General features: G+C 30.5%; 17 protein-coding genes and 2 tRNA genes. 11 read left to right on the top strand and 8 right to left on the bottom strand.

Annotation, left to right across the window (positions count from 1 at the left end; all coding sequences use genetic code 11):
* Positions 1-153: 153 nt before the first annotated feature.
* A complete protein-coding gene (locus tag N2251_RS04240) occupies positions 154-609 on the bottom strand; it encodes a DinB family protein (protein ID WP_260585469.1) in 456 nt (151 codons plus the stop codon).
* Between the two features lie 43 nt (positions 610-652).
* Here N2251_RS04240 and N2251_RS04245 point away from each other — a divergent pair, with 43 nt between their 5' ends.
* Positions 653-1,000, top strand: coding sequence for an arsenate reductase family protein (locus tag N2251_RS04245; RefSeq protein WP_260585470.1), 348 nt, complete (start codon positions 653-655; stop codon positions 998-1,000).
* 664 nt (positions 1,001-1,664) lie between these two features.
* On the top strand, positions 1,665-4,664 hold the full coding sequence (locus N2251_RS04250; RefSeq protein ID WP_260585471.1) for a sensor histidine kinase: 3,000 nt from the start codon (positions 1,665-1,667) through the stop codon (positions 4,662-4,664).
* 50 nt (positions 4,665-4,714) lie between these two features.
* On the opposite strand, the gene N2251_RS04255 is transcribed toward N2251_RS04250, so the two are convergent.
* Positions 4,715-4,786, bottom strand: a tRNA-Gln gene (locus N2251_RS04255).
* A 93-nt stretch (positions 4,787-4,879) separates the two neighbouring features.
* A tRNA-Gln gene (locus tag N2251_RS04260) sits at positions 4,880-4,951 on the bottom strand.
* 182 nt (positions 4,952-5,133) lie between these two features.
* On the opposite strand from N2251_RS04260, the gene N2251_RS04265 reads away from it, so the two are divergent.
* Positions 5,134-8,256: a glycosyltransferase family 117 protein gene (locus N2251_RS04265; RefSeq protein ID WP_260585472.1), complete on the top strand. Its 3,123-nt coding sequence runs from the start codon at positions 5,134-5,136 to the stop codon at positions 8,254-8,256.
* A 164-nt stretch (positions 8,257-8,420) separates the two neighbouring features.
* Here the strand turns inward: N2251_RS04265 and N2251_RS04270 are convergent, their stop codons facing one another.
* A complete protein-coding gene (locus N2251_RS04270; protein ID WP_260585473.1) occupies positions 8,421-8,714 on the bottom strand; it encodes a thioredoxin family protein in 294 nt (97 codons plus the stop codon).
* An 85-nt stretch (positions 8,715-8,799) separates the two neighbouring features.
* Entirely contained in the window at positions 8,800-10,023 is a 1,224-nt protein-coding gene (locus N2251_RS04275) for a metallophosphoesterase (protein ID WP_260585474.1), read from the bottom strand.
* A gap of 173 nt (positions 10,024-10,196) precedes the next feature.
* On the opposite strand from N2251_RS04275, the gene polA reads away from it, so the two are divergent.
* Positions 10,197-13,037, top strand: a complete 2,841-nt coding sequence (gene polA, locus N2251_RS04280; protein ID WP_260585475.1) for a DNA polymerase I — start codon at positions 10,197-10,199, stop codon at positions 13,035-13,037.
* Positions 13,038-13,049: 12 nt separating this feature from the next.
* The gene (locus tag N2251_RS04285; RefSeq protein ID WP_260585476.1) at positions 13,050-13,439 is read left to right on the top strand and encodes a hypothetical protein; all 390 of its coding nucleotides are present in this window, start codon (positions 13,050-13,052) and stop codon (positions 13,437-13,439) included.
* A 20-nt stretch (positions 13,440-13,459) separates the two neighbouring features.
* On the opposite strand, the gene N2251_RS04290 is transcribed toward N2251_RS04285, so the two are convergent.
* Positions 13,460-15,055 (bottom strand): Ig-like domain-containing domain, encoded by a 1,596-nt coding sequence (locus N2251_RS04290; protein ID WP_260585477.1) that lies wholly within the window; start codon positions 15,053-15,055, stop codon positions 13,460-13,462.
* Positions 15,056-15,108: 53 nt separating this feature from the next.
* Complete coding sequence (locus tag N2251_RS04295) at positions 15,109-15,732, bottom strand: ComF family protein (protein WP_260585479.1); 624 nt, start codon at positions 15,730-15,732, stop codon at positions 15,109-15,111.
* Positions 15,733-15,853: 121 nt separating this feature from the next.
* On the opposite strand from N2251_RS04295, the gene N2251_RS04300 reads away from it, so the two are divergent.
* The 5 genes from N2251_RS04300 (at position 15,854) to N2251_RS04320 (ending at position 20,265) form a co-directional block, all read left to right on the top strand.
* Positions 15,854-16,450 (top strand): class I SAM-dependent methyltransferase, encoded by a 597-nt coding sequence (locus N2251_RS04300; RefSeq protein WP_260585480.1) that lies wholly within the window; start codon positions 15,854-15,856, stop codon positions 16,448-16,450.
* A 7-nt stretch (positions 16,451-16,457) separates the two neighbouring features.
* Positions 16,458-17,357, top strand: a complete 900-nt coding sequence (locus N2251_RS04305; RefSeq protein ID WP_260585481.1) for a DUF8428 domain-containing protein — start codon at positions 16,458-16,460, stop codon at positions 17,355-17,357.
* A gap of 45 nt (positions 17,358-17,402) precedes the next feature.
* Positions 17,403-18,302, top strand: a complete 900-nt coding sequence (locus tag N2251_RS04310; protein WP_260585482.1) for a DUF8428 domain-containing protein — start codon at positions 17,403-17,405, stop codon at positions 18,300-18,302.
* Between the two features lie 99 nt (positions 18,303-18,401).
* Positions 18,402-19,943, top strand: a complete 1,542-nt coding sequence (locus N2251_RS04315; RefSeq protein ID WP_260585483.1) for a glycine--tRNA ligase — start codon at positions 18,402-18,404, stop codon at positions 19,941-19,943.
* Positions 19,944-20,028: 85 nt separating this feature from the next.
* Complete coding sequence (locus N2251_RS04320; protein WP_260585484.1) at positions 20,029-20,265, top strand: hypothetical protein; 237 nt, start codon at positions 20,029-20,031, stop codon at positions 20,263-20,265.
* A gap of 79 nt (positions 20,266-20,344) precedes the next feature.
* Here N2251_RS04320 and N2251_RS04325 read toward each other — a convergent pair whose 3' ends face one another.
* On the bottom strand, positions 20,345-23,122 hold the full coding sequence (locus N2251_RS04325) for a TonB-dependent receptor (RefSeq protein WP_260585485.1): 2,778 nt from the start codon (positions 23,120-23,122) through the stop codon (positions 20,345-20,347).
* Between the two features lie 192 nt (positions 23,123-23,314).
* On the opposite strand from N2251_RS04325, the gene N2251_RS04330 reads away from it, so the two are divergent.
* A complete protein-coding gene (locus tag N2251_RS04330; RefSeq protein ID WP_260585486.1) occupies positions 23,315-24,253 on the top strand; it encodes a bifunctional riboflavin kinase/FAD synthetase in 939 nt (312 codons plus the stop codon).
* Positions 24,254-24,374: the final 121 nt, after the last annotated feature.

Below are 24,374 nucleotides of genomic sequence, written 5' to 3' on the forward strand. Positions count from 1 at the left end.
ATAACATAAGACTTTATCAAAAAAAGTACAGCAAACAAAAAGCGATTAAGAGAAATGTAACATTTCTTAATCGCTTTTAAAGTTAAATTTCAAAAAGAGTTGCTTTTTCAGTGCCCTCTTAAAAACTTCGGGTTTTTTTTATTTATTAACAACTTAAACCAACTTTGTTAAAGCCATAATAATTCCTAAATGAATTCCTTCATGTAAGTTATTAAAAGAAATTGCTGTCTCAATAGAATCTAACGTAAAGCCAAGACTTGTTTCATACTCATTAAATTCGGTAAAAATACCTGCTTCGTAATCTTCTTGTAAAGTATCTGGCAACCCTACTAATAGTTCTTTTACTTCTTCAAACTCTTCTTCTGTAAATGTTTCTGTAGGTAAAGTTCCTTTTTTATAAGTTTCTATTAATTCATCAGAAGCTAGGCAATTTAATCCTGATAATTTATAATTCAATAATTGCTGTGTTACTACCAAATGAGCAACATTCCACGCAATGTTATTTTTAAACCCTTCTGGAATTTTATGTAATTGCTCTATTGATAAATTATCAACTTTATTAAAAACTAATGCTCTCGATTTTTTTAAAATTTCAAATTGCTTGTTCATTATTCTACTTATTTTAGCGTACATCAAAGATAATTATTAAACCATGAAGAAAGTATATTTTTTACAAACTTGTGATACTTGCCGACGTATATTAAAAGAAGTAAATATTGAAGGATTTGAAAAGCAAGAAATAAAAGCAAACCCTGTAACTGTTAATCAGCTAGAGGAAATGAGAAAACTAACAGATAGTTATGAAAGCTTATTTAATAAAAGAGCGAGATTATACAAGGAACGAGATTTAAAAAACAAAACAATTACCGAAAACGACTACAAACAGTTTATTTTAGAAGAATACACTTTTTTAAAGCGTCCGGTTTTTATAGTTGATGACAACATTTTTATTGGTAATAGTAAAAAAGTAATCCAAGCTTTAAAGGAAACAATAAATTAATTATTGAAACGGATAATCTCTTTTCTTTTAGAGTTTTACTTTTCATCAGAAAATAAAAAACTACCAGTACATAAGGGGATATGTTCTTGGTAGTTTTTAAATTATACATTATTAATTAACGGGGGATTAATCAATAAAAAAGGGGGTAATTAATTGATGCTATTAAACTATGGGGGTAATTAATAACTTCGGTACAAATATATTCCTATAAAGCGCACATAAATCATTTGTAGTAGTTTTGATGTGCTTTTTACGCTTAAGAATTAATAAAAAATCAAACGTTTATATATTGTAGTATAAAAGTCTATAATTCATAATAACTACTTTTCATAAAAATTAAGACACAAGGTCTAAGATATTTTTATTAATAATCTACAATCCGTTACTCCAGGTATTCGCAGTTGCTATTATGGTTATTTCAGGAAATATTCTTTTAAATAACACGACAATAGCTTTGTGCTTTTTTCATCGCCGTTAATTATTCCAATAGCATATTGTAATGACATAAAAAGGGTATATTTTAAATTAAAAAACTTTCTTCACCTCTAAGAATAGATAAAAAATTTAAGTAAAACTGCAACATAAATATTTTTTTGACAGTATAAAGGATTCCTTTTTTTTAAAAAAAGTTAATTTAGCCATTAATAAAACATTTAAAAAACTGATGCCCTTTAAACCATATATATATCTTTTTTTAATTGTACTACAACTGTTTTCTTATACTACCTATAGCCAGTCGTATGAAAGTTTTAAGTATTCTATAAAAAAAGATGACAATACCTTCTTAACTTCCGAGTTACTTATAGATCATAACGGATTTACTTGGTATGCCACTAAAGATTGGGTGGTAAAAGATTTTGGAACTTCTAAAGTATATATCCCATTAAAAGGCTTAAAAGGAAAACCAATAACTGTTCACGCTTTTTTACAAGACAATGATGGAAATATTTGGGTGGTAACCCCTTTTGGAGTTTACACCATAAATTATAACGATTATCGTGTTACAAATATTATAAAAGGAAGTACTTCCTTTGAGATGTATATTTCTATTATTCAACAAAAAAAAAATGGGCATATATGGGTAAGTACAAATCAAAACCGCTTTTTAGAATTTAAAGGACACACGCTTATAAATAATTATAAAATAGACACAGCGCAAGAAAACTTCTTTTTACTTTACTTAAATAAAAAAGATGAAGTTGTTATGGTTAGTGAATATTTAGTTTATAGTATAAAAAATAATCAATTACAATTTATAACAACCAAAACACCCGAAGAAATTTTAATTCCCTTATCAACTCCTAATAAAAACTCCGTAAACAAAACAGGTGTTATACACTACGGGAACAAGGAAATTCCATATACTTATTTTACTGAAATAGGCATGTATAAAGTATATAATAAGGAATGGAATACTAATAAACTATTAAACGACCGAAGAGTTGATTTAACCTGGGTTATAAAAAACAATATACTTTCTACTACGCATAAAGATCTTATTTGGTCGCAACAATTTCAATTTAAAAATAAACAATGGTATTTAAACGACGTATCTAAAACAAATATTCATGCAAACATTCATTCTATCCTTCAGGATTCGTTAAACAATTATATTGTAAGTAGTAACCCTAATGAAATTCATAAAATTAGAATTGATAATAATTTTTACACAACCTACTTAGTCGACTCCGTAAACCCTATTAGTACCCGATCTATTATTAGTGATGCAAAAAAAAACATATTTGTAGCTTCTTATTCTGGTTTATTTAAAATAGATTCTTTAGATATTACCCATAATATTTCTAATGAAAGTAATTATGCCTTTTTACAAAAAAATGATAGTCTTACATGGTCTAATGATGTTTATTTACTAACAAAAAATAATTTTTCAAAAAACGATATTCAATATTTCAATCAGAAAAATTGGCCTACCATTGATTCAGGAATTCAAAGTTTAGCTTATAAAAATGAGAACCAAATATGGATAGGTTCCTTAAATGGTTTGCATCTTTTTGATGAAAAAACAGAAAGCTTTGCCAATTACAGCAAATTAAATAAAGCGCACAATTTAAGTGACACCTATATAAACGACATCTTACAATTACCCAACAATAAAGTATGGTTAGCAACCAACAATGGCGCTTATTTATATAACTCTAAAACAAAAACGGTTATACATTACTCTAGTAATAGTAAAACTCATAAAATACCACACACAAAAGTATTAGATATTCATAAAGACAAGCACAATACTATCTGGTTGGCTGGCGATAAAGGTTTGGTTTCTATTAATACTAATGGTGTTACCAATCAGTATTTAACAAAAGATGGTTTAGCAAACAATATTGTTTGCAGCATGCTAGAAACTAAAAACCACCTATGGCTGGGTACTTATGATGGTATTAGCCGCGTAAATTTAACCGGAAACAAAAAGCAATTTTCAAATTATTTAAAAGGCCATGAATTTAACCACAGTTCTAGTTACAAATTAAATGATTCTATCCTGTTTTTTGGAAGCATGAATGGTGTTTACAAAATACTCACTAATAAAGTCCCTAAACGCAGCATCTATCAAAAACTAATCCCTGTAAGTTTAACTACTTTTCAAAAAGAGAAAGATTCAATTATAGAGCAATTTAATGTAAAAAACCTAACAAAAATTAAATTAGATCACGATACTAATTATTTTGAATTTAAGTTTGCTTTAGATAAGTCATTCAATCATACAAAAAATAATTTTTTATATAAAATTGAAGGACTTACCAAGACTTGGATTCCTTTAAAGAACACAACAACCATACGCCAATATGGGATACCTCCAGGAAACTATGTATTAAAAGTAAAAGGTATAAATGAAGAGGGAATGCAGGCTATAAATGAAATTTTGCTTCCTATTCACGTGTCTCAAATATTCTATAAGACAACATGGTTTATCCTTGTATCTATCAGCTTTTTATCAATAATTATGTTTGTAATATTTTTAAGGGTAAAACGCAGAAATACAATAGAAAAAAGACTACGATCGGATGTAAGAGATTTAAAAATAAAAGCATTAACCATGCAAATGAATCCTCATTTTATCTTTAACATAATAAACAACATACAAAGTGATTTAATTCTTAAAAACACCGTAAATATTAATGATTATATTCATGCTTTTTCTAGTTTACTACGAACTACTATGAATATGACTACTTCTAATTTTATTAGTGTAAAAAACGAAATTGATTATTTAGAAGCTTACATAAAGCTACAAAAATATCGACTTAATAATGGTTTTTCTTATCATTTTGAAATCACGACTACCTCAAAAAACATAGACCTTAACAACATTAACATTCCTTGTATGTTACTGCAACCCATTGTTGAAAACGCTATTTTACATGGTTTAGAACCTAAAGAAGATTCAAATAAATTATTAAAAATAATTATCGCTGTAAGTGATATTGTTGAAGTTTGTATTGAAGACAATGGTATAGGACGTATAAAGAATAATACAACTAAACAAAAAAACAACGAACCTCATGCTATGGGACTTATGAAAACAACCATAGGTTTACGAAACGAATTAAGACAAAATAAAATAACCTTTCAAATTATAGATTTAGTTGATAACAATACTCCTGCAGGTACAAAAGTTATTTTTAAAATTCCTTATAAATAAAACTTTAAAAGTAAAAAGCTTCAAAATCTTTATGATTATGAAGCTTTTTGTTGGCCTACAAGGACTCGAACCTTGAATGTCGGTACCAAAAACCGGTGTGTTACCAATTACACCATAGGCCAATAAGTTATTACAAATATAAAAACATTGTTTTAAAACTAAAAAACAATAATCAGTTTTTATAAGAAATCCTCACGAACTTCGTAAGGATTAAGTTGGCCTACAAGGACTCGAACCTTGAATGTCGGTACCAAAAACCGGTGTGTTACCAATTACACCATAGGCCAATAACTTATTGCGGGTGCAAATATAATACAAAGTTTTATTTCGACAAATTTTTTATGCTTTTTTTCATTTAACACAATTTTATATCGACTTTTGGCTAGTTAACTATCTCAAAATTATATTTTTGTTTTCAGTAAAAAACCAACAGTTATTAATACTTTCGTACTTTATTATACAAAAAACTATGAACGAATTTAACTACAAAAAATGGAATGTCCTTTTAGGATGGTTTTCATTTGCCGTGGCACTAATCACATATACACTAACCTTAGAGCCTACAGTTAGTTCTTGGGATTGTGGAGAATACATTTCTACCGCAGTAAAATTAGAAGTTGGGCATCCGCCAGGAGCCCCGTTGTTTCAAATGCTAGGTGCATTCTTTGCAATGTTTAGCAACGACCCAAGTCAGTGGGCAAAAATGGTAAACTTTATGTCTGGTTTAGCCAGTGCGTTTACAATTTTATTTATGTTTTGGACCATTACCAACTTAGCTAAAAAAATGGCTATTAAAAATGGTAAGTTCAGTAAAAGTGAAGCTATTGCTGTTTTAGGTAGTGGTTTAGTTGGTGCTTTAGCTTATACATTTTCTGATAGTTTTTGGTTTAGTGCCGTAGAAGGTGAGGTGTATGCAATGTCATCTTTTTTAATGGCTTTATTATTTTGGCTAGGATTAAGATGGGAAAGTGAAATTAATACGCCAAGAGGGAACAAATGGTTAGTAGTAATTAGTTTTGTGGTAGGGCTTTCATTCGGGGTACATATTTTATCACTTTTAGTGATTCCATCTATTGTTTTATTATATTTCTTTAAAACTTATAAAAACATCAATATAAAAACAACTGCAATCGCAACACTTATTTCAATACTTGTTTTAGCTTTTGTTTTTAAATTCTTGTTTCCGTTTACACTTAAATTCTTTAGTGTTTCAGAATTGTTTTTCATCAATCAAATAGGATTACCATTTAATACAGGAACCATTGTTGCTGGTATTGTTTTAATCGCCTTATTTTTCTTCGGATTGAAATATACGCGTACAAAAAACTTAGTAATGGCAAACACTTTAGTCCTGTCTGTACTATTTATTATGATTGGTTTTTCATCATGGTTAATGCTACCAATTCGTGCAAATGCCGATACTGTTATTAATGAAAACAATCCGTCAAGTGCCCGTGAATTATTAGCATATTACAATCGTGAACAATATGGTGATGCTAATGTTTTTTATGATAAATATTACTCTGTTGCGCATGACAGAACACAAGATGCAGATCAACCCTATAAAGATGACAAGCCTAAATACGAAAAGAAAAACGGAAAATATGTTATTGTAAACAAATACAAAAACGTATTACCAAACTATTCTAGCAAACACAAAGGTTTTATACCTCGTATGGTAAACCCCGCTTCAGAGCAGCATTACAAAAGTATTGCCGGAATTCCTGCCCGAAGTAAAAGACGACCTACGTTTGTAGAAAACATGAAATTCATGATTGATTATCAATTCGGATACATGTATGGGCGTTATTTTATGTGGAACTTCGTAGGACGACAAAACGATACACAAGGGCATTTAGATATTGAAAATGGTAATTGGTTAAGCGGAATCGATTTTATTGATGAAATGCGCTTAGGATCGCAACAAAACCTACCAGACGACATTAAAAACAATAAAGGACGTAACAAATATTTCTTCTTACCTTTAATTTTAGGATTAATCGGGTTGTTTTATCAATCTAAAAAAGATAAAAAGAATTTATATACCCTTGCCCTATTCTTTGCTTTTACTGGTTTTGCTATTATATTTTACACCAACCCAAAACCTTTTGAACCTCGAGAACGTGATTACGCCGTAGTAGGATCGTTTTATGTATTTGCTATTTGGATAGGTTTCGGAGTATTTGCATTGTATGACTATCTAAAAAATTACGCAAACAAAAGAACCGTTGCCATTGCCGTATCTGCCGTTTCGCTATTAGCCGTTCCTGTTTTAATGGGAGTTCAGAACTGGGATGATCATGATAGAGACGATCGTTATGTTTCTCAACTAAACGCACAAACCTATTTAGAAAGTTGCGACCCAAATGCTATTATTTTTACCATTGGAGATAATGATACTTTTCCGCTTTGGTACATGCAACAAGTTGAAGGTGTACGACAAGATATTAAGATTGTAAATACCAGTCTTTTTCAAACTGCTTGGTATATCGACCAAATGAAAAAGAAAACCTATGAAGCAGATCCTATTCCGTCGCAATTAACACACGATAAATATAAATACGGAACTTTAGATATTGCATATCATATTGCGCATCCAAGATTTAAAGATTCTATTATTTCTATCAATAATTTTATGCGTTGGATTGAAAGTGACAACGACGCGACTTATTATATTGATGAAGAAAATGACGTAAGAGAAAAATTTTATCCGACAAACAGAATTAGAATTCCTGTAAACAAAGAAAATGCTTTAAAAACAGGATTGGTTGCTCAGAAGGATGCTGATAAAATTGTTGATTATATCGATATTACTGTTGATGACCAAGGTTTAACCAAAAATAGAATCTTAATGCTCGATATTTTAAATAATTTCGATTGGAAACGCCCAATTTATTTTACTGGCGGTGCCAATGCTGATGAAGAATATATTTGGTTAAAAGATTATTTACAGTTAGACGGAATGTCGTACAAATTAGTACCGATTAAAACGCCTAACAAAGGAAAATCAATATTTGATATGGGACGCATCGATCCTAAAAAGATGTATGATAATGTTAAAAAATGGGACTGGAAAACCATAAACAACGGTAAAATTTATTTAGACGAGCAAAGCAAACGTAACGCAATATCAATCCGAAATAACTTAATGCGTTTGTCTGAAGAATTTCTGAAAGAAGGAGATTCTGTTAGTGCTAAAGATGTATTAGATTTATCATTATACAAAATGCCAATTAACGATTTTGGACATTATAGTATTTCTTTAGGATACCCAGAGTTGTATTATAACATAGGAGATATTGATAAAGCTCGTGAAACTGCTGAAACATTAATAAACGTTTTTCAACAAAAATTAAAATACTACAGCACTTATAAAGATGAAGATGTTGATTTAATTCTTGATAATTTAGAAACAAATTTATACATGTACCAAAACGTTATTCAGCAAATTTCTAAATATGACAATGACATGGATTATGGAAAAAAAGCTTTTGAAAGTTATCTAAATCATGCACGTTTGTTTAAACACCTAATGTCTGACGAAGAAGAGCAAGAACAATTTCCTCAGGAATTAGATACTATCAAGCCTTAATATTTAAAAATATTGTTACATAAAAAAAGCGCAGTTACTAAATATAGTAGCTGCGCTTTTTCACGTAGTAAGTTTAGCTTTATTACTTAAACTTCAAAAAAATGTATGTAAAAACACTATCGGTGTTTCACGATAATTATATTATTATAATACCAAAATAAACCTTAAACGTACTGCTGTACTAAGCCAATTAAAGTATTTGCATCTTGCTCACCAGTTTGGCGCCATTTCATCTCTCCTTCTTTATAAATCATAAAAGTCGGATTTCCTTTAACACGTAAAGCTTCTGCTAAAACTTCGTTCTGTCTAATATCAATCTTAATTACCTTTGCTTTATCTCCTAAAGCAGCAGCAACATCACGCAGCGTATCTAAACTAGGTTCATACTCACTCCAATCAGTATAAAAATCAATTAAAACTGGCTTGTTAACACTTATAATCTCACCAAACTTTGTCATGCTATATAATTTATATATGTAAAATCTATCAAAACTACTATTTTTTTTTCAATTAAATATTAACATCTGTTAAAAACCCTGAAAATCAACCTTTTTTCAATTCTATTACCGTTATTTCTGGCCAAATACCAACTCTACCAGGAAAAGCATGGTAACCAAAACCTCTATTTACATTAATATATCGCCCAAATTCTTTATATAAACCTGCCCATTGTTTGTAAACATATTGAGACGGACTCCATTTAAACCATCCTGGTATTTCAATTCCGAATTGCAAACCGTGTGTATGCCCGCTTAACGTTAACTGATAATTAAAATCGTCTTTCTTCACCTTATATTCCCAATGACTCGGATCGTGACTCATCAATATTTTAAAATCTTCTTTATTTATTCCTTCGGATGCTTTTTTAAGATCTCCTTTTTGATTGAAACCTTTCCCCCAGTTTTCTACTCCAACCAAGGCTATTTTTTGTCCATCTTTTTCAATATATCTATTTTCATTACACAATAACTCGAACCCTATTTTAGGATGGATTCCTTTTATTGCTTTGAAATTAGCGGCTTTATCTTCCTCATTTTTCCATTTAGAATAATCTCCGTAATCATGATTACCAAGTATAGAATATTTTCCAACAGGAGCTTCTAATTTTTTAAAAACATCAATCCAATCATCCATTTCATGGGCAAAATTATTTACAATATCGCCCGTAAATAAAAGTAAATCCGATTTTTGCTCATTAATTAAATCAACACCATAACTTATTTCTTCTTTGTTGGTAAAACTACCCGAATGTATATCGGTAACTTGCGTAATTGTAAATCCGTCAAAAGCATCAGGTAAATCTTTAAAAGATAATTGATATTTTATTACTTTATAATTATACTTTCCTTTAAAAATACCATACAATATGCTTGCAAACGGAATCGCTGCAATACCTAAAGCCAACTTTGCTACAAAAGATCTTCTACCTGCCAAGGGTTTTGTTTCATTTGATGATAAAAAAGAAATTCCTTTTCCGATAATTCTTATCACATCTTCGCCAAACATAATTACCAAAATAAATAATTTAGGTATTAATGCCATTAAAAGCATACCTACTGCCCATTGAAATTGCGGCGTTTGCCCTGAGTTTCTATCCGAAGAAATAATGGTGTAAAAAAAGTTAGCATATGCAAGCAAACCGATAAACAACCATCCGTAGCGGATAAATTTATTCTTAGTTATTGTTTTAATTGCCTGAAAAGCATAGCCTTCAAAAACAATAATAAGTATTGAAATAATGACAATTGCTACCAACAAACGTGACATATATATCTATTTTAAAATCGCACAAAGATAAGTTGATTATTAAAAATCTATTTTTAACATCTTGTTAAAGTTTTGTAGTTTTACCATCGAAGGAAACTTCGATACTTTTACAGGTTAATTCCGACAACTAAATACTGATAATCAACTTATAATAATAGGTTTAACATATAAAAATGGCAGATCAAAAACGACTTTTTTTACTCGACGCTTTCGCATTAATATTTAGAGGATACTATGCTTTTATAAAAAACCCACGAATTAACTCGAAAGGGATGGATGTTTCTGCTATTTTGGGTTTTACAAATTCGTTATTAGATGTTATAAAACGTGAACGCCCTGATCATTTAGCGGTTTGTTTTGACCGTGGAGGATCTGTTGCCAGAGTAGAGGCTTTCCCTGAATATAAAGCAAACAGACAAGAAACTCCTGAGGCGATAAAAATTGCGGTGCCGTATATCGAAGAAATTTTAAAAGCAATGAATATTCCTGCTATTATAAAAACAGGATATGAAGCCGATGATATTATTGGAACTTTAGCTAAAAAAGCCGAAAAAGAAGGTTATAAAACCTATATGGTAACACCCGATAAGGATTTTGCACAATTAGTTTCTGAAAATATTTTTATGTACCGACCACGTTTTGGTGGTGGATATGAAACTTGGGGAATACCAGAAGTACAAGAAAAATTTGGCGTAGAAAGACCCGAACAAGTGATTGATTTCTTAGGAATGATGGGTGATTCTGTTGATAACATTCCCGGATTACCAGGTGTTGGCGAAAAAACAGCTAAGAAGTTTTTAGCACAATATGGCTCTATGGAAAATCTGTTGGCTAACACAGCAGATTTAAAAGGTAAAATGAAAGAAAAAGTAGAGGCGAATGCCAAACTTGGAATTTTATCAAAAGAATTAGCAACTATTATGCTAGATGTTCCTGTTGAGTTTCATCAGGAAAATTTTGAAATGTGTCAACCAAATATCGAAGCGACTAAAGAAATTTTTACTAATTTAGAATTCCGTCGTTTAACTGATAATTTCTTAAAAGCTTTTGGAGTTACCGAAAATACATCCGAAGTAAAAAAAGAAGAAAAAACAGCTGCCAAACCAAAAAAAGTAGCTGATAAAAGTACCGCTGGGCAATTTGATTTATTTGCTGCTCCGGGTGCAGGAACTATTACTGAAGTTGAAATTGCTTCTGGTTACAGAAACATCAATAATACCAAGCATCTTTATCAGCATGTAAATTCTCCTTTATCAAGAAAACTATTATTAAGCAAATTAATGCAACAAGAGTCTGTTTGTTTTGATACAGAAACTACGGGTTTAAAAGCATTAGAAGTTGAATTAATCGGGATTTCTTTTTCTTGGGAAATTGGCAAAGGATATTATGTTTCTTTTCCGGAAGATCAAGAAAAAACAACCGTAATTTTAGAAGAATTTCGTGCGTTTTTTGAAACAACAACTATTGAAAAAATTGGTCATAATTTAAAATATGACATCAAAGTTTTATCAAACTATGGTATCCCTGTAAAAGGAAAATTATTTGATACCATGATTGCGCATTATCTGATAAACCCTGATATGCGACACGGAATGGATATTTTAGCAGAAACCTACTTAAATTATCAGCCAGTTGCTATTACAGAATTGATTGGTAAAAAAGGGAAAAATCAACTTTCTATGCGACAAGTTGAAATTGACAAACAAACCGAATATGCCGTTGAAGATGCAGATATTACTTTGCAATTAAAAGAACATTTTACCAATGAATTAGAAAGTGGGAATGTTACTAAATTATTTAATACGATTGAGACTCCGCTAGTTTCGGTTTTAACAGCCATGGAAATAGAAGGAATCAATTTAAATGTTCCTTTCTTAAAAGAGCTTTCTGTTGATTTAGCAAACGATATTGAACGTTTAGAAAAAAGTATTTACGAGCAAGCTGGCGAAGAATTTAATATTGCATCACCTAAACAATTAGGAATTGTTTTATTTGAAAACATGCAGTTGGTAGAGAAACCAAAAAAGACAAAAACAGGGCAATACTCAACTGCCGAAGATGTGTTGTCTTTCTTAGCAAAAGAGCATCAAATTATTAGAGATATTCAAGAATATCGTCAGTATAAAAAATTACAAAGCACTTATGTAGATGCTTTACCAAATGAGATAAATACCAAAACCGGTCGTATTCATACTTCGTATGCGCAAGCAGTTGCCGCAACAGGAAGATTGAGTTCTAACAACCCAAATTTACAGAACATTCCTATTCGTACAAAACGTGGTCAAGAGGTTCGTAAAGCTTTTATTCCGCGGGATGAAAACTATGTATTAGTTGCTGCAGATTACTCTCAAATTGAATTGCGAATTATTGCTGCTTTAAGTGAAGAAGAAACCATGATTGAAGCCTTTAAAAATGGCGAAGATATTCATGCTTCAACAGCATCAAAAGTTTTTAATGTTCCGTTAAGTGAAGTTACTCGCGAACAGCGAAGCAATGCAAAAACAGTAAATTTTGGAATCGTATATGGTGTTTCTGCCTTCGGATTAAGCAATCAAACCGATTTATCTCGTAAAGAAGCAAAGGCGTTAATTGATACGTATTATGAAACCTATCCGAAGTTGCGAAATTACATGGCAGAACAAGTAGATTTTGCTCGTGAAAACGGTTATGTAGAAACCGTTTTAAACCGTCGCAGGTATTTAAAAAACATAAATTCTCAAAACGCTATTGTTCGTGGTGCTGCAGAACGTAACGCAGTAAACGCACCTATACAAGGAAGTGCTGCCGATATTATTAAATTAGCCATGATTAACATTTACAATCGATTTGAAAAAGAAGGTTTTAAATCGAAAATGCTATTACAAGTGCATGATGAATTGGTTTTTGACGCGCATAAAGATGAGTTAGAAATTATTAAACCAATTATTAAAGAAGAAATGGAAAATGCCTTTAAAATGGCTGTTCCTTTAGATGTTGAAATTGGTGAAGGAGAAAATTGGCTACAAGCACATTAATTAAGAGAGAAGATGGAGTTAGATTATATAGAAAATGTAAATGGTTTTGATGAACATGTTGTTCGTTTATACAATTTCGACAAAACCGAAGCTGTTAAGTTTAGAGATTTAATTAAGGAAACTGTTATTGAAAAAAGACAAAAATTAAATTTAGCAGAGGTTGATTTTATAGCGCCACGTAATTGTAATTTAATTTTCGGTTTGTTTAAATCTGATGAAGGAATATTAACCAAAGACAACGAAACTTTTTTTTGCGTACTAACTTTAAACGGATTTAATACTATGCTAGAACTGATAGAGCCTTATTGCAATAAAGATTCAAGGAGTTATCAATATTTATACGATATTGATAACCCAACCGAGTTATTGTTCTGCCCTAGTGCTACTAGTTATGACGAATAGCAAATAAATTAATGAAGAGTTTACTTAACAATAAACTCTTCATTCTGAATCCAATTCGCTCTAAGTTTAAAAACTGTTTCAAAGTAAATTACTTGTTCAGGTTGTTTTCTTAACAAGAAATTACCAGTGTCCCAAACATGGTTATTATTTTCATCAATAATTGCTCTAACTGTATATTCTTTTGGTACTAGTAATTTGAATTCGACTTTCTGAGAAGATGAAATATATCTTGTTTTCACAACCTTATCTTTCTGTAAAAGTTGAATTATAATAGGATGTTTTGTTTCTTTTTTCACCTCTAAAATTATGCTTCCATAATCTTCGGTTGTTAATGTTTTAAATTGATAGTTTAACGAATCGTTTGTTGTTTCATATAAATCGATAATTCCTTTCGGTAAAACATCAAATTTATAATTCATTTTAGGTGTCTTTTTAAACAAAACAGCCAACTTATTTATCGTTTGCTTTTTTACTTCAAAATCAACATTCACCGTATCTTTATCTACCAATGAAAACTTAGATTTATCTACATGAATGATAGGATTATTAGTGTTTAAAAATATGGTATCATTTAAATGTAAATTTATACCTACAGTTGATGAAACACTTAAAGAATCAATTTTATTTTTACGCAAACGAACTCTTATTGTATCTCTGAAATTTGTATTGGATACTATAAAATTTAACGAATCTTGTTTTATAGGAGTATGCCAATAATTAAGTGTGTCTGTTTCTTTTTCGAATTGAGAAAACGACTTAAATGTTTCTGGAACCTTTGATAATAATTCAATTTTCATCTTTTCACGCTCTCCTTCATAACCAAACTGAATTTTTCCTTTTACAACTTCTTTTCCTCTTTTAAACTTATACGGTTGTAACTCTTTAAAAAGACGAATCGGTTTCGTTATCAAAGTATCTTTTGGTAAAGAAATAGTATCAGTATAAAAACCTATTTCATCTGTTTTACTATTAAAAAGGTAATTTTTTGATGCTTCTTTTAATGCTAACAATAAATACTTTCCATCACGCAAATTGGTAAACTCAAAGTTACTAGAATCTAAGGTACTGGTAACATAATTCGGCTTTTCCTTGTAAATAATCGAATCGTTATAAGTACTATCTAATCGATATAATAAAACTGATATGCTTTTTAATTTTTCTTTTTTAAATGCATTTGCAACAACTCCTGTAATCTTTAAAGAATCGATATAATTCCCCGTAGAAAACACATATTTAAAGCTCTCTAACTTATTGTTTTCATTATTATCCTGAACTGCACTTCCGAAATTAAAAGTGTACGTTGTATTTGTTTTTAGAGTATCTAAAATTTCAATATTAATATATTTACTTGGGGTTCCTTGTGGTGTTATTACTGGTGGATATTTTAAAGGTGGAGAAACTACTAGTTGCTTCGTTAAATCTTTTAAAACAATGTATTCGTCAAATTCTATTTTGATATTTTTTTTATCAAAATTAATTGTTTCATAAGGCGGATTTGCTGTCATCATAATTGGTGCATCTTCATCTTTAGGACCACCTTCGGGTCTTCCTTTTCGTGCACAACTTAATATGATTACAGATACTAAAACGACTAAAAATAATAACTTATTTTTCACAAATTGAGTGTTTAATTCCAACATCAAAAGTACTAAAATAACAGCAACAAAAATCATCCTTTTTTAGTATAAGCCATGGTAGCAATACTAATCGTAATATTTTTAACTTTTAGTAATTCATTACAACAAGCAACTAAAGTTGCGCCTGTGGTAATTACGTCATCGATTAAAAGAATGTGCTTATTTTCAAAAACCTTAAAATTTGTTAACTTAAAATTTGTTTTTGAATCTGAAAAGCGCTCAAAACGATGTTTAAATGTTTGTGTTTTTGCGATGGATGACTTGATTAAAACTCCTGCTTTATATTCAATATTTAAAATATCACTTAACGACTCTCCGAATTTTGTAAGTTGATTATATCCTCGTTTTTTTAACTTTTTTTTATGCAATGGCACCGGAATAATGTAATCAACATTATTAAACACGTCAGATTCTTTAAGTTGACTTCCAAACCAATTTGCAATAAACACTCCTATTTCTGGTTGATTTTTGTATTTTAATTCATGAATAATTTTTTGAGTAATACCTTGTTTTTGGTAATACATAAAAGAACGCACGTTTTTTACAATAACTTTACCATAAAAAGGAGATAATAATGTTAGGTTTACGTATTCATTATCATCTATAATAGGTAATTCATTACAACAAATAGCACACAAAAATTGTTCGTTCTGCAATAATGTTATCTTACAATTAACACATAAATTTGGATAAAATAAATAGAATATATCTTTTAAATATTGCATATTTACAAGAATTTTTAGAAGAAATATACGAAAAACATAACAATACACTATTTTGAGTAAAAAATTTAATTTTTTTAAAGAAGCTATAAAAAACTATAAAACAGCTGGTACTCTTGTTCCTAGTTCTAGATATTTAGCTACAAAAATGCTAAAGGAAATTAACTTCAAAAAAGCTGAAGTTATTATCGAATTAGGCCCTGGAAACGGAGCGATAACTCATGCTATTTTAAATAAAATTCAACCAAAAGCTGTTTTAATTTGCTTTGAAATTAACGATGCTTTTTACGAGGAGTTAAAAAAAATTAAACATCCGCAGTTAATTGTTTTAAAAGCGTCTGCCGAAAACATGATGACAGAAATTAAAAAACTAGGATATACACAAGCAAATCATATAATTTCTAGCCTGCCTTTAACGATTCTTCCCAAAGAAATATCTCACAATATTTTACTCGAAAGTTATCATGTTTTAAAGGGTAAAGGACTATTTATTCAATACCAGTATAGCTTAACCTACTTCAAAAAATTGCAAGAGTTTTTCGGAAAGGATATCAAACTAAGTTTCGAACCACTTAATTTTCCTCCTGCCTTTATTTATAACTGCATAAAAAATAGTACCTTAGTGCCGAATACACCAAACTATTCATCATAACCCCCAAATGAGCACCAAAAAATTAAACAGTAACGGTTTTATTGCCTTTTTGCTGCTATTGATAATTACAATTGGATTATTGTCTTATCAAAATGCTAGTGAATATGCTGATTTAAAAAATGTTTTTAAATTAGAAAAAGAAGAGCTAGAATTAGAATTGAATCATGTTATAAAAAACTATGAAGGGGCTGTTTATAATAAGGATAATGCTTATTTAAACCTTAGTAACAAACTTCACGATATAATAAAACTTAAAGACACGATTAACAGCTTAAAAAGCACTGATTATCGTTTATTTCGCTTCTATAGAAAACGAATTTCTAGTTTAGCTAAACAGAATGAAATTCTTTTTAAACATATTGACTCCTTAAACTCTGTAAACAATCAGTTATTATCAAAAAATGATAGTGTATCAGAAGTTTTAGCGCTAAAGGAAAGTCAATATATTAAATTGAATTACAAGAAAAACTATCTTGATCAACAAGAAAAAGCTTTAAAAGAAAAAGTAGCCATTGCAGAGATTATTAAAACTTCTGTAATAAAAGTAGCAGCAATGAAAAAAAGAAGAAGTGGTAAACACACTTCTACCACTAGATCTAGCAAAACAGATGCTTTTAAAATAGAATTTAATCTACTAGAAAATAATGTTACAAATCCTGGACCTAAAGCTATTTATATTCAAATTGTAAATAACAGCAGTGTTATTTTTCCTGCAAAGGAGGTTGTATTAAAAAATACAGAAAAAATACTTTGTAATGATATTTTAACGGCTAAATACCATAATAAACAACTATCTGTAATTTCTTTCATTGATGTAAATCGAGATGACATAAATGAAGGTTCTTATAAAATAAATGTTTTTGTTGATGGTGCTTTTACCAACGATACAATTATAGATCTTAAATAAAAAAATGATATAAAACCATATAACCAACATTAATCCCCCATAATTATGACCCCTCAAAAAAGAAAAAACACATTTGTTGTTCTACTACTTGTTTTAACCCTTTTCCTAACCCTCTATTCGTTTCAAAAATCGAGTCAGTATAACGACCTTCAGGAAATTTTTCAGCAAGACAAAGCTGATTTAGAAAAAGAATTAGATGAAATGATTAAAGATTATACAGATGTTGTTGTTCGTAAAAAGCGACTATCTAAAAGGCTAAAAATAGAGCTTGTTAAGATGAATAATCTACGTGACTCTATTAAAAACATGCGAATGGATAACTATAACTTAATAAGAAGGTATAGAAAAAAAATTGCAAGTTTAGAACGTGAAAATAGAAACCTTTTTATAAGAGTAGATTCTCTTAACACAGCCAATCATGTATTATCTCAAGAGAATGTAATTACGAATGAAATTTTACAGCAAAAAGAAACAATTAATACTTCTTTAACTGAAAAAAACAAGGAATTAGAAAAAAAACAAAAGACACTTGAAACCAAAATTGCTATTGGTGGAATTATAAAAACAAGCCCCGTTAAAGTAGTTGCAATGAAAGAACGCAGCAGTGGAAAATTAACCTCTACATCAAGATCTAACAGAACAGATGCTTTTAAAATTAATTTCGATTTATTAAAAAATGTAATTGCCAATGCTGGTGAAAAATCTGTATACATTCAAATTATTGATGAAAACAAAAAAGTAGTCGCTCCTAAAGGAGTTACGAACTTAAAAGATGGTGGTAAGGTTCAATATACCGACTCCATTGAAATCAACTATAACAATGACCAATTAAGTCTTGTTTCACTTGTTTTAGTAAATAGAGACGACATTAATAAAGGTAAATATACCGTAAGTGCTTTTGTTGACGGAGTATATTCCGGAGCAGCAACTCTTAATCTTAGATAAAAAGACTTAAAACAACTAAAAAAGTGAAGAATTCGTTTAATTCTTCACTTTTTTCATTTAGAATAGTATTAGTTAAAAACCTTATTTTATTTTTGCACTATGGCAAAACAAGAAGATCAATTTAAAAAAGTATTATCGCACGCAAAAGAATACGGTTATGTATTTCAATCATCTGAAATTTATGATGGGTTAAGTGCGGTATATGACTATGCTCAAAACGGAGTTGAGTTAAAGAAAAACATTAGAGATTATTGGTGGAAAGCAATGGTGCAAATGCACGAAAACATTGTTGGTATTGATGCCTCTATCTTAATGCACCCAACTACTTGGAAAGCTTCAGGCCACGTAGATGCTTTTAACGATCCTTTAATTGATAATAAGGATTCTAAAAAAAGGTACAGAGCCGATGTTTTAGTAGAGGACTATTGCCTTAAAATTGAAGGTAAAATTGAAAAAGAAGTCAAAAAAGCTGCCAAACGTTTTGGTGATGCCTTTAACAAAGAAGAGTTTGTTGCTACTAATGGCCGTGTTTTAGGATATCAAGAAAAAATAAATACTATTTTATCTCGTTTAGGTAAATCTTTAGAAAAAGAAGATTTAGCTGACGTAAAGTTACTAATTGAAGAATTAGAAATTGCAGATCCATTAACAGGTTCTAAAAACTGGACAGAGGTTAAACAGTTTAACTTAATGTTTGGAACCAAACTAGGAGCCTCTGCAGAAAGCGCGATGGATTTATACTTACGTCCTGAAACTGCTCAAGGGATTTTTGTAAACTTTTTAAACGTACAAAAAACTGGTAGAATGAAAATTCCTTTTGGAATTGCACAAACTGGTAAAGCTTTTCGTAACGAAATTGTTGCACGTCAGTTTATATTTAGAATGCGTGAATTTGAGCAAATGGAAATGCAATTTTTTGTAAAACCAGGAACTCAAGAAGAATGGTATAACAAATGGAAAGAAAACCGTTTAAACTGGCACTTATCGTTAGGTATGGGCGCTGAAAACTATCGCTTTCATGACCATGAAAAATTAGCGCATTATGCTGATAACGCGGCTGATATTGAGTTTAAATTCCCTTTCGGATTTAAAGAATTAGAAGGTATTCACTCTCGTACTGATTTCGATTTAAAAGCACATGAAGAACACTCTGGTAAGAAATTACAATATTTCGATCATGAAGAGAACAAAAGTTACACGCCTTACGTAGTTGAAACTTCAATCGGATTAGATAGAATGTTTTTAGCCGTATTTTCAAACTCTTTACAAGAAGAAGCTTTAGAAAACGGTACCACAAGAACTGTATTAAAACTACCTGCTATTTTAGCACCTGTAAAAGCAGCCATTTTACCGCTAGTTAAAAAAGATGGATTGCCTGAGGTTGCACGTAAGATAATGGAAGATTTAAAATGGGACTTTAGTGTATCTTATGATGAAAAAGATGCTGTAGGGCGTCGTTATCGTCGTCAAGATGCTAATGGTACACCTTTTTGTATTACTGTTGATCATGATACGTTAAATGACGATAGTGTTACCATTCGCCATAGAGATACGATGGAACAAAAACGTGTTCAAATATCAGAATTAAAAGATATTATTAAACAAGAAGTAGATGTAAGAAATTGGTTACAAAAAATGTAAGCAATATTCTTATCAATAAAATAAAAATCCTATCATTATTAACATGATAGGATTTTTTACTTTTGTACTATTAAAATTAAAAATAATGAAAACAGCACTAAAAATATTATTCATCATCTTTTTATTATGGATGCTTACAGGAGCTTATCTTTTAAATACTGAACATCCGAAGGCACAAATTGTAATGGGATTAGGTGTTTTTTATATGGCTTTTGTATTAATGCCTGTATTTATTTATTATCGATATAAAGATAATAAATACAAGAAATATATCATCAATGATCAAAAAATAAAAGAATGGATTGATAACAGTAACGAATAAAAAAAGGCTTCATTTAAAAATGAAGCCTTTTTAGTTTATTTATCTGTAACGTTATTATGTACGTTACATAAAATTATTCTTAGTTATTGATTGTCCAAGAAACAAAGTATTGAGAACCTGTTGCTCCAACACCTGGTGCACTAAAGTATTCTTTACCACCAATATTAGCAGCTCCTACTTTAAACATCGACTTAATAGAAGGCACTTTATAGTTTACTTGTGCATCCACAACAGTTCTAGCATCTACGATACCGTCATAAAAAGAAGACTCCCATAAAAATTCATCTTGCCATCTTACGTTTACATTAAACCCTAAGTTTTTAATCACGTTTGCTTTACCAAACTGAAACTTAACCTTGTGCTCTGGTGTATTAAATCCTGCTTCGAAACCTGGATTTGCTGCTTGATCAAAATCAAACTTAGAATACGTATAGTTTAATCCTACATTAAATCCGTCTAACACTTTCGTATTTAAACCAATTGTAGCACCATAAGAACTAATATCAGCATCTGAATTACTGTCTAAAGAAACAACTTTAAAGTCTCCAGCTGGTATTGCACTTACAGCTGCTAAAGTACCTACAGTACCATACAATGGTGCTATTACGTTTTTAGACGCAACGAAGTCTTTATACTTATTGTAATATACATTCAAATCAATTGCAATTCCTTTTGCAACCCCTCTATACCCAACTTCAAAAGCAGTTACATGTTCTGGTTTTACAAACTCTACATCAGATTTAACTAAATCAGCAGGATTACCTGTACCTGAGAACTTATTAACAGAAGCTAAAGTGTATGAGTTTTCATATGCCATTCTACCTGTTAAGACAGCAGTAGGACTACCATTTATTACTGCACCTCCTGCACTTAAGTCATAAGGACTTGATACATATCTATCGATGTTATCAGGTGCTGTACCTAATAAAATACCATTACCTGCATCTAAACCAATGTATTGATCTTGTGTTGTTGGGTTTCTAAAACCTGTTTGTACAGATGCTCTAAAGTTATGATTTTTATCTTCACCTGCTGCATATGCTAATGATAAACGAGGTGATACGTTTCCGTCAAAGTTTTGAGCTTTGTCATAACGAGCAGAAGCAGTAACTTTTAAACGGTCTTCCATTAATTTCTTTTGAATTTGTGTATATACACCAAACTCATCATAATCAATTGGTCCATCAGCATCAGTAAAAATTGTACCTCCAGAGTTTAATACATATTGTCTGTAAGAACCACCTACTTGTACTTCTGCCCAGTCAATATAATCTTGTAAATTTAAATTAGCATCTACATGGTATAATTTTGTTTCATCCTGAAACTTAGCCCCAGTCTTAATATCTGGATCTTGCTTTACAGTTTCGAAAGCAGCATTAAATTCACTTGTACCTGGCACAAATCTTCCAGTATCAGCATATGCTCTTGCTGATGCGTGAGCCATTGCTGGTGTTATCCCTGGACCACTAGTTATTGTTCCAAGATATCCTTGTGCATACTGTGTAAACCAATCTACATCACCTTTCCAAGCTCTGTTAATATTAATTGCAGCAAAACGAGTATCGTAAGAATCTCCTGCATCTTCTTTAGTCATATAACCACGAACGAAGAAACTTTTTCCTTTAAACTCTAATTTGTGTTGCTCCATGTAGAAATTTTGGATATTATATCTACTCTGTCCTTGATAAATAGTATTACCTGTACCATACTTAGAATTCCAAATAATTTCTAAACGGTCATTCCCCCAAGGTCTATAATGTAATGAACCACCAAACTTTACACTTTTAGCTTCATTGGTCATTAAATCAACATCTTTATATCCTGTTCTAGAAATTTTGGCTGTACCAAAAGTTCCTGCAGGTGCACTTGCAAGTGCATCAAAATCTAACGTTTGCGTAAAATCATCACCATACACATTTAAACCGTTATAAGCAGTATTCCCTGTATGATCTGTTGCAGACCCTCCATTTTCATCTCTATAATCAGTAGCATGCCATTCCTCACCTTTTAAATAAGACAATGTTGTTTTTGCAGCAAATTTATCACTAAAAACATGTGCCATACGAATACTTGTATCGTAAAAAGTATTGTCTCCAGCAGCTTCTTGACTTGTCATTCCTGTTTTTAAAACATAGCTAATCCCTTGGTCATCAAAAGGACTTTTACTTGTCATAAACATAATACCGTTAAAAGCATTTGCACCATATAATGCAGAAGATGCTCCTGGTAATAACTCTACTGTTTTTACATCTAATTCAGACATCCCTAAAAGGTTACCTAAAGCAAAGTTTAATGCAGGAGAAGAATTATCCATTCCATCTACTAATTGCATAAAACGCTCATTTGCAAAAGTTGCAAAACCACGAGTGTTTACAGATTTAAAAGTTAAACTGTTAGAATTAATATCTACCCCTTTTAAATTCTCTAATCCGTCATAAAAAGAAGGAGAAGAAGTGTTTCTAATTGCTCTAGCATCCATTCTTTCAACCGTAACTGGAGATTCCATAATACGTTCTGGAGTTCTAGAAGCAGAAATTACAACCTCATCTAAAGATGTTGCATTTTCAGTTAAACTAACTTCAACAACTTGATTGTTTTTAGTTATTTCAACATTTTTTGACTGATACCCTAAAGAAGAAATCTCTATAGTAAAAGGTGGTGTATCCGTCACTTTCATTGTAAATTTCCCATCAAAATCTGTTGATGTTCCTACCGATTTTCTTAAAACCTTAATGTTTGCCCCTGGTAATACTCCCCCAAGAGATGCGTCATTGACGGTACCTGTTATGGTCGTCTGAGCAACCATTGTTGCCGCACCAAATAGTGCAAAAGCAACAAGTAATAGTTTTTTCATCATAATGTATAATAATTTGTTAACTGATGTGCAAAATACAATTTTTTTTTATTTGTGAAATAATTAACCTTCATTTTATGATAATCTAAAAATGTAAGCTTCATTTTTAAACATCCTTAATTTTTTGTTTTTATTTAATAATCTTTATTTCAACTATTTTACAAATTGTATTTTTGCATAAACTATGTACTTAACTTGGAAATAATACCTTCTATTTTTGACTTCGTTACCACTCAAAAAACAATAGTAACCATTGGTACTTTTGATGGCGTTCACATCGGGCATCAAAAAATTATTAAGGAATTAATTGAAGAAGCTAAATCAACCAATAAAAAATCAGTTTTATTAACTTTTTTCCCGCATCCGCGGATGGTTTTACAAAAAGATGTATCTATAAAATTAATAAATACGATTGATGAGCGTGCTGCACATCTTAAAAAATTAGGTTTAGATTCTTTAATTATTCATCCTTTTAGTAAAGAATTTTCGAGACTTACTGCACTAGATTTTGTTCGTGATATTTTAGTAAATCAATTAAATACTTCTAAATTGATTATTGGCTACGATCATCATTTCGGTAAAAACAGAGAAGGAAATATAGAGCAACTAACAGAATATTCTCATTTATATGATTTTACGGTACAAGAAATTCCTGCACAAGATATTGACGAGGTATCGGTAAGCTCTACTAAAATCAGAAAAGCACTTACGAACGGGCATTTAAAAACAGCAAATAATTATTTAGGTTATAACTTCTCTCTAACAGGAAAAGTAGTTAAAGGAAAAAAACTAGGCGGCACAATAGGTTTTCCTACCGCTAACATTGATGTTTTAGAAGATTATAAATTGATACCTAAAACTGGTGTTTATGTGGTAAAAGCTGTTATTAAAAACATTACCGTTTTCGGAATGATGAACATAGGCAACCGACCTACAGTTAACGGAGAACACCAAACAATTGAAGTTCATTTTTTCGATTTTAATGCCGATTTATATAATGAAAACCTTACAGTAAATTTACTTTACTTTTTAAGAGATGAACAAAAATTCGATTCGGTAAACGATTTAGTTATCCAACTAAAAAAGGACAAAGAAACCTCTATTAATTTCTTAAAAAGTTACACCAGAGCCTAATTAATTTCATTATCTCCCCCCAGATATAATAAAATTATTAAATTGGCTTCTGAATGCAACTTACAAAGTCAAAAGTAATTTACTTTAATCAACTCATAATTACATACTTGTCATTATGTTT

The sequence above is a fragment of the Tenacibaculum haliotis genome (assembly GCF_025215075.1).
Classification (GTDB): Bacteria; Bacteroidota; Bacteroidia; order Flavobacteriales; family Flavobacteriaceae; genus Polaribacter; species Polaribacter haliotis_B.

Excerpts from the sequence above, each read along its gene's own strand:
- N2251_RS04240 (WP_260585469.1), bottom strand. The coding sequence starts at position 609 with ATGAACAAGCAATTTGAAATTTTAAAAAAATCGAGAGCATTAGTTTTT.
- N2251_RS04245 (WP_260585470.1), top strand. The coding sequence starts at position 653 with ATGAAGAAAGTATATTTTTTACAAACTTGTGATACTTGCCGACGTATA.
- N2251_RS04250 (WP_260585471.1), top strand. The coding sequence starts at position 1,665 with ATGCCCTTTAAACCATATATATATCTTTTTTTAATTGTACTACAACTG.
- N2251_RS04265 (WP_260585472.1), top strand. The coding sequence starts at position 5,134 with ATGAACGAATTTAACTACAAAAAATGGAATGTCCTTTTAGGATGGTTT.
- N2251_RS04270 (WP_260585473.1), bottom strand. The coding sequence starts at position 8,714 with ATGACAAAGTTTGGTGAGATTATAAGTGTTAACAAGCCAGTTTTAATT.
- N2251_RS04275 (WP_260585474.1), bottom strand. The coding sequence starts at position 10,023 with ATGTCACGTTTGTTGGTAGCAATTGTCATTATTTCAATACTTATTATT.
- polA (WP_260585475.1), top strand. The coding sequence starts at position 10,197 with ATGGCAGATCAAAAACGACTTTTTTTACTCGACGCTTTCGCATTAATA.
- N2251_RS04285 (WP_260585476.1), top strand. The coding sequence starts at position 13,050 with ATGGAGTTAGATTATATAGAAAATGTAAATGGTTTTGATGAACATGTT.
- N2251_RS04305 (WP_260585481.1), top strand. The coding sequence starts at position 16,458 with ATGAGCACCAAAAAATTAAACAGTAACGGTTTTATTGCCTTTTTGCTG.
- N2251_RS04310 (WP_260585482.1), top strand. The coding sequence starts at position 17,403 with ATGACCCCTCAAAAAAGAAAAAACACATTTGTTGTTCTACTACTTGTT.
- N2251_RS04315 (WP_260585483.1), top strand. The coding sequence starts at position 18,402 with ATGGCAAAACAAGAAGATCAATTTAAAAAAGTATTATCGCACGCAAAA.
- N2251_RS04320 (WP_260585484.1), top strand. The coding sequence starts at position 20,029 with ATGAAAACAGCACTAAAAATATTATTCATCATCTTTTTATTATGGATG.
- N2251_RS04325 (WP_260585485.1), bottom strand. The coding sequence starts at position 23,122 with ATGATGAAAAAACTATTACTTGTTGCTTTTGCACTATTTGGTGCGGCA.